Source organism: uncultured Thiodictyon sp., from assembly GCF_903946935.1.
Taxonomy (GTDB): Bacteria; Pseudomonadota; Gammaproteobacteria; order Chromatiales; family Chromatiaceae; genus Thiodictyon.
On the sequence record NZ_CAJAXH010000263.1, the window covers coordinates 1 to 6221 of the forward strand.

At 63.7% G+C, this 6221-nt stretch carries 8 protein-coding genes; all 8 read left to right on the plus strand.

Going from position 1 to position 6221, the window contains the following annotated elements; translation table 11 throughout:
- Nucleotides 1-121 (plus strand): IS4 family transposase (locus QZX93_RS23220; RefSeq protein WP_295384024.1); only part of this gene is annotated, 121 nt, incomplete at its 5' end.
- Between the two features lie 345 nt (nucleotides 122-466).
- Nucleotides 467-1924, plus strand: coding sequence for a nitrogenase iron-molybdenum cofactor biosynthesis protein NifE (gene nifE, locus QZX93_RS23225; RefSeq protein WP_295386305.1), 1458 nt, complete (start codon nucleotides 467-469; stop codon nucleotides 1922-1924).
- Nucleotides 1917-3320: a nitrogenase iron-molybdenum cofactor biosynthesis protein NifN gene (nifN, locus tag QZX93_RS23230; protein ID WP_295386308.1), complete on the plus strand. Its 1404-nt coding sequence runs from the start codon at nucleotides 1917-1919 to the stop codon at nucleotides 3318-3320. The genes nifE and nifN overlap by 8 nt, the downstream gene beginning before the upstream one ends.
- A 197-nt stretch (nucleotides 3321-3517) precedes the next feature.
- Nucleotides 3518-4003, plus strand: a complete 486-nt coding sequence (locus tag QZX93_RS23235) for a NifB/NifX family molybdenum-iron cluster-binding protein (protein ID WP_295386311.1) — start codon at nucleotides 3518-3520, stop codon at nucleotides 4001-4003.
- Nucleotides 4004-4122: 119 nt separating this feature from the next.
- Complete coding sequence (locus QZX93_RS23240) at nucleotides 4123-4596, plus strand: NifX-associated nitrogen fixation protein (RefSeq protein WP_295386314.1); 474 nt, start codon at nucleotides 4123-4125, stop codon at nucleotides 4594-4596.
- Nucleotides 4597-4727: 131 nt separating this feature from the next.
- On the plus strand, nucleotides 4728-4943 hold the full coding sequence (locus QZX93_RS23245) for a CCE_0567 family metalloprotein (protein ID WP_295386316.1): 216 nt from the start codon (nucleotides 4728-4730) through the stop codon (nucleotides 4941-4943).
- Between the two features lie 95 nt (nucleotides 4944-5038).
- Nucleotides 5039-5356: a ferredoxin III, nif-specific gene (gene fdxB, locus QZX93_RS23250; RefSeq protein WP_295386319.1), complete on the plus strand. Its 318-nt coding sequence runs from the start codon at nucleotides 5039-5041 to the stop codon at nucleotides 5354-5356.
- A 48-nt stretch (nucleotides 5357-5404) separates the two neighbouring features.
- Entirely contained in the window at nucleotides 5405-5812 is a 408-nt protein-coding gene (locus QZX93_RS23255) for a hypothetical protein (RefSeq protein ID WP_295386322.1), read from the plus strand.
- Nucleotides 5813-6221: the final 409 nt, after the last annotated feature.

Here is a 6221-nt window from a genome sequence, read left to right on the forward strand (position 1 = left end):
CGGCTTTCTCGGGCGCAAGGGCGACGGCGAGCCCGGCCTGAAGACGATTTGGCTCGGCCTTCAGCGCGTCATGGACTTCGCCGCTGGGATCAAATTTGCCAGAGAGGCTCATGAGTTATGAGATGTGTGTAATGGGATGCGCTAAGCGGTGTCACGAGTATGGTTGATTTCATGGGCTGGGTATAACTGTCGGTGCAGGCCCTGGGTTGGCACGGTTGCTGATCTTGCTTCGTCCCGTCCCATCGGACGGCGGGTGCTGCGCGGCCAACCGGGGGAAGACATTCGTGCGCGGGACACCTGCGCTGCGGACGGCTCCGCACCAAATTGGTGTCTGCGATCCTCCACCGCCCCCGTTTTGTCGCAGACGCGACAGGCCGGCCGCGCCGCGATCACCAACCAGAACAGCGCCTTAAAGACTGGCACAAGGACTGCATAGACACCCCCAAACGCCGATTCTGGGGTGTCCATGAACAAGAAAGACATCGCGGCCCTGCTCGATGAGCCGGCCTGCGCACACAACACCAAGGCCAAGTCCGGCTGCTCCAAGCCGAAGCCTGGGGCCACCGCGGGCGGCTGTGCCTTCGATGGCGCGCAGATCGCGCTGCTGCCCATCGCGGACGTGGCACACATCGTCCACGGTCCGATCGGCTGCGCCGGCAGCTCCTGGGACAGCCGCGGCACCCGCTCGTCCGGGCCTACGCTGTTTAAGATGGGCATGACCACGGATCTCACCGAGCAGGACGTGATCATGGGCCGGGGCGAGAAGCGCCTGTTCCATGGCATCAAGCAGGCCATTGATTCGTATCACCCGGCGGCGGTCTTCGTCTACAACACCTGCATCCCGGCGATGATCGGCGACGACATCGAGGCGGTCTGCCGCCAGGCGCAGCAGCGCTGGGGTACGCCGGTGGTGCCGGTGGACGCGGCGGGCTTTTACGGGACCAAGAACCTGGGCAACCGCATCGCCGGCGAGGCGATGGTGAAGTATGTCTGCGGGACCCGCGAGCCGGACCCGCTGCCGGCCGGGATCGAACACGAGGGTTTCAAGGTCCACAACGTGACCCTGGTGGGCGAGTACAACATCGCGGGCGAGCTTTGGCATGTATCGCCGCTGTTCGATGAGCTGGGCCTGCGGGTGCTGGGCAGCCTGTCGGGCGACGCCCGCTTCCGGGAGGTGCAGACCATGCACCGCTCGGAGGTCAACATGATGGTCTGCTCCAAGGCCATGATCAATGTCGCGCGGCTCCTCAAGGAGCGCTACGGCACGCCCTGGTTTGAGGGGAGCTTTTATGGGGTCGCCGACGTGTCGCAGGCACTGCGCGACTTCGCCCGGATCATCGATGACCCGGCCCTGACCGCCCGTACCGAGACCGTGATTGCCCGGGAGGAGGCGATCATTCATGCCCAGCTCGAACCCTGGCGGGCGCGCCTGACGGGGCGCAAGGTCCTGCTCTATACCGGCGGGGTCAAGTCCTGGTCGATCGTTTCCGCCCTCCAGGACCTTGGCATGATCGTGGTCGCCACCGGCACCCGCAAATCCACTGAGGACGACAAGGCGCGCATCCGCGAGCTGATGGGTCAGGACGCGGTGATGATCGAGGACGGCAACCCGCGGGCGCTGATCAAGATTGTGCGCGACCAGGGGGTCGACTGCCTGATCGCTGGCGGGCGCAATATGTACACGGCGCTTAAGGCGCGCATCCCCTTCCTGGACATCAACCAGGAGCGTGAATTCGGCTACGCGGGTTACACGGGGATGCTGGAACTGGCCAAGCAGCTCGCCCTCACCATCGAGAGCCCGGTGTGGGAGGCGGTGCGTCGGCCGGCACCCTGGGCGCTGGCCGCCAACGCGCGGACGGCCGTCGACACCGATGCCGTTGCCGACGCGCCCGGCGACGCCAACCTGGAGGTGGCCCATGCCTGAGCTCATCGCACCGGAAATCGTCAAGCGCCGCAAGGCACTCTCGGTCAGCCCGCTGAAGGCCAGCTCGACCATCGGGGCGGCCCTGGCCTTCCTGGGCATCCGCCGCTCAATCCCCATGCTGCACGGCTCGCAGGGCTGTACCGCCTTCGGTAAGGTCTTTTTTGTCAGGCATTTTCGTGAGCCGATCCCGATCCAGTCGACGGCCATGGAGCAGGTCAGCGCCATCATGGGCGCCAATGAGAATGTGGTGGAGGGGCTGCGGGTCCTGTGCGAGAAGAACCAGCCGGACCTGATCGGCGTGCCCACCACGGGTCTGGCCGAGGCCCAAGGGGCGGACATCCACATGGCCGTGCGTGAGTTTCGCGCCAAGCATCCGGAGTACGACCGGATTCCGATCATACCGGTCTCCACACCTGACTTTACCGGCTGTCTGGAGTCCGGCTTTGCCCAGGCCACCAGCGCCATGATCGACTGCCTGGTCCCGGCGGCCGCGGTGGCCGGCACCCAGCCCGGCCGCCGCCGCCGCCAGGTCACGGTGCTGGTCGGCTCGGCGCTCACGCCCGGCGACCTGGAACACCTGAAGGAGCTGATCGAGCTGTTCGGCCTGCGCCCGGTGGTGTTGCCGGACCTGTCCGACTCGCTGGACGGCCATCTGCCGCCGGAGGAGTTCAACCCGCTCACCATCGGCGGCACCCTGGCGAGCGAACTGCCGACCCTGGGCGACTCGGTGGCGACGCTCGTGATCGGCGGCTCGATGACCCACACGGCTGACCTGCTCCAGGCCCGCACCGGGGTCCCGGACCATCGCTTTGCACACCTGATGGGGTTGGACGCGGTGGACGCGCTGGTCCAGACCCTGTCGGCGATCTCCGGCAATCCGGTCCCGGAGCGCATCGAGCGGCAGCGCGCCCAGCTCCAAGATGCCATGCTCGACAGCCATTTCATGCTCGGGCTCTCGCGTTTCGCTATCGCCGCCGATGCCGATCTGCTGGTGGCCTTCAGCCAACTGCTGGCCGGTGTCGGGGCCGAGACGGTGGCCGCCGCCACCCCGGCCAATGCCCCGTCGCTGGCCCAGGTGCGTTGCGACCGGGTGCGTATCGGCGACCTGGAGGACCTAGAGGCGGACGCCCGCGACCGGATGGCCGAGGTGCTGATCGGCAGTTCACATGCGGTCCATACGGCGCAGCGCCTGGGTATCCCGCTGCTGCGCGCCGGTTTCCCGCAATACGATCGGGTGGGCGGCCATCAGCGTACCTGGATCGGTTACCAGGGCAGCCGCGCCACGCTCTTCGGCCTGGCCAATATCCTGCTGGAATTGGAGCGCGGGGAGATTCATCCCTATCGCTCGCGGCTCATGCCGCGAGCGGATGAGGAGGCACGCGCAGCCCACGGTTAAGAAAGAGGATTCGTCCGCAAATGAACGCTAATGAACGCAAATAAGTTCGGTGTGTTGGCTGGGTGCGCGTAGCGCATCCATCATGGCACTCCCGCGGCGTGTCACGCCTTTATCTCATTTGCGTTTATTTGCGTTTATTTGCGGACAATAAATCTTATCGAAAATTGACGAGCGGTCGATAATCTGAGGACTGGGCGATGACGGTCGAACGACGACTCAAGGTGGTGAGCTTCGGGGGTGATGCGATGGGTAACGAGCCAGCGGTGAAGGTGGCCTTTGCCACCGGCGATATGCGCCATGTCGATCAGCACTTCGGTGCCGCGCAGTCCTTTGCCATTTATGCGATCGACCCGCAGCATTCTAACCTGGTGGAGGTGACCCAGTTCGGCCGGCTGGACATGGACGGCAACGAGGACAAGCTGGCCGCCAAGATCGCCGCCTTGGAGGGCTGCATCGCGGTCTATTGCCAGGCCGCCGGGGCCTCCGCGGTCAATCAGTTACGCGCCAAGGGGGTGCAGCCGATCAAGGTCGCCGAGGGGACCCCGGTGGTCGAGCTGATCGCCGCCCTGCAAGAGGAACTGCGCGCCGGCCCCAGCGCCTGGCTGGCCCGCGCGCTGGAGGCCCGGCAGCCACGCGACGGGCAGCGCTTCGACGCCATGGAATCCGAAGGCTGGAACGAATAATCCCGATCCGCTGCGTGGCTCGGGATCGCAAAACAGACAAGCAGTAAGCGCGTAGGGTCCGCTGTGCGGACCAGCAGTCTCAATCGGCAATCAGCAATCAGCAATTAAAAGGTACCTTGATGAGCACGGCAGTTGCAGACATCAGCGAGACGGACCCGGTTCTCACCACCGACTTCGGCGTGGAGATGGTGCGCCAGATGCGCGCCATCGACAGCTACGGCACCTACGATACCTGGTCGACGGCGCAAATACTGGAGCCTTTCGTGCTGACCAAGGAGAAGAAGCGTGAGATCCCGATTATCGGCGACCCGGATGAGATCGTCCTGGCCCGGGTCAAGGTCTTCTACAACGCCATCGCTTCATTGATCGAGAAGGAATGCGGCCTGATGGCGGTGCCCCTGCTCAATCTGACCCATGAGGGCTTTGGGCGGGCATTGATCACCGTCGGCAAGCTGGTGGTGATGGATCGCACCCTGCGCGACGTCCACCGGTTCGGTTTCCCGTCGCTCTCCAAGATGAAGGACGAGGCCGACAAGGTCCTCTCGGTCGCCCTGAATCTGATAGGCGATTACCCGAAGGTCGCGGGGCTCTAGCAGCCTGTCGGACTTGATGGCGTAACCGATTGATTAAACAGGAAAACGACTTTTTGGCGCAAAAGATGAAACTCTTTGCATTCAATCGGTTGCATCACTAAGTCCGACAGCCTGCTAGGGGACTGCCGCCAATGAGTGACCCAACGATTGCGGACCTGGAGCGGGCCGTTAGGAAGGCCAAGCGCATCGCTGCCGAGCGCGCCGGGGAACTGCACGACTTAGTCGAGGAGCGCCTGCCGGCGGCCTTTGACGAGATCCCCGGCATCGCTCAGGCGACCTACGACGCCTGCCAGTCCTGGGCGCAGGCCGAGGCGCGCCTGCAAGCGGCCCTGAGCGCCGCGGGCTAGTCGGCCGGCCGCGGCGGTGGCGCCGATCGATTACAGCGAAGCGTGTAGGGTGCTACAACGCATCGCGCCGAGACTTTAAGAAAGGTATACTGAGTATGAGCATCATCACTGGCATCACCCGCGGTGGGGTTAATTGGACACCTGCCTTCGTCACCGACATCAACCAGGGCCGCTGCATCGGCTGCGGTCGCTGCTACAAGGTCTGTCCTCGGGACGTCTTTGAGCTGGTCGACCGGGACGACTTGGACCTGGAGGACATGGACGACAGTGACGATGACGACGACGATTTCGAGGAGGCCCCCGGGATGGTCATGAACCTCAAGGACATGCTGGACTGCATCGGCTGTCAGGCGTGTTCCCGGGTCTGCCCCAAGAAGTGTCTCACCCATGCGCCCCAGGCGCTCGTCGCTTGAGGGCGATCGCTGTGATACGGAGCCCCTGTAAGCAGAGAGGTAGTCCCTATGCCGAGACCACACGCGCAGGACCCATGCGGTAGCGCCGCTGACGCCCAGGCACGCTACGCGCAAGTCGCACCACTCGCCCAGTCGATCCGGGCCGCCCTGCGGGCAGAGCTGCAACGGCTAGGCTTCGTCGCCGGCTCAGTGCCGCTCGCCGACCCGGCCGCCGCCGATTATCATCTGGACCGCAATCCGGCCTCCGGCGAGCAGGACCTGGTGGGTGAGTGGCGCGACTTCCAGGGGCAGCGCCAGGGCGTACTGGTGTTCCATGCCGACGGTAGCTTCTATGTCGAGCACGACGTGATCCGCACCCATCCCCGGGATGCCCGCTGGTTCGTGGCGGCCGTGCAGGCCTGGGGTCGGGAGCAAGAGATCCGTGCCGAGACGCGGCTGCGGCCCGGATCTGAGTGAGTTTGTCTCCTGGGAGTGCTCTTAGCCAGGTAAACGAATACAGAGCATCAGAGCCCCCGAGACCCTATTGAGAACCAGTATGGGCCTGAATAAATAGACAGGATTAACAGGATTTCTCAGGATTTACAAGATGTCTCACGACGCTATATCACAATCGAAAATCCTGTTAATCCTGCCTGAATCCTGTTAATCCTGTCCAATTTCCCGCCACCGGCTCGACTGCCAAAGTGGTATCAGCCAAAGTGGTATCAGGAGTCGCGCTTCGCGCCACTAGTACCGCAGGATGAAAATCCTAATACCGTTTCTGAAGAGCGCGTTGTAAGATGCAAACTTCGTGATCTACTCTGGTTTTTTCGATGCCCTTGCTTCGTCCTGCGCCTGTCCTCGTAACCGATCGCGAGCGTCAACA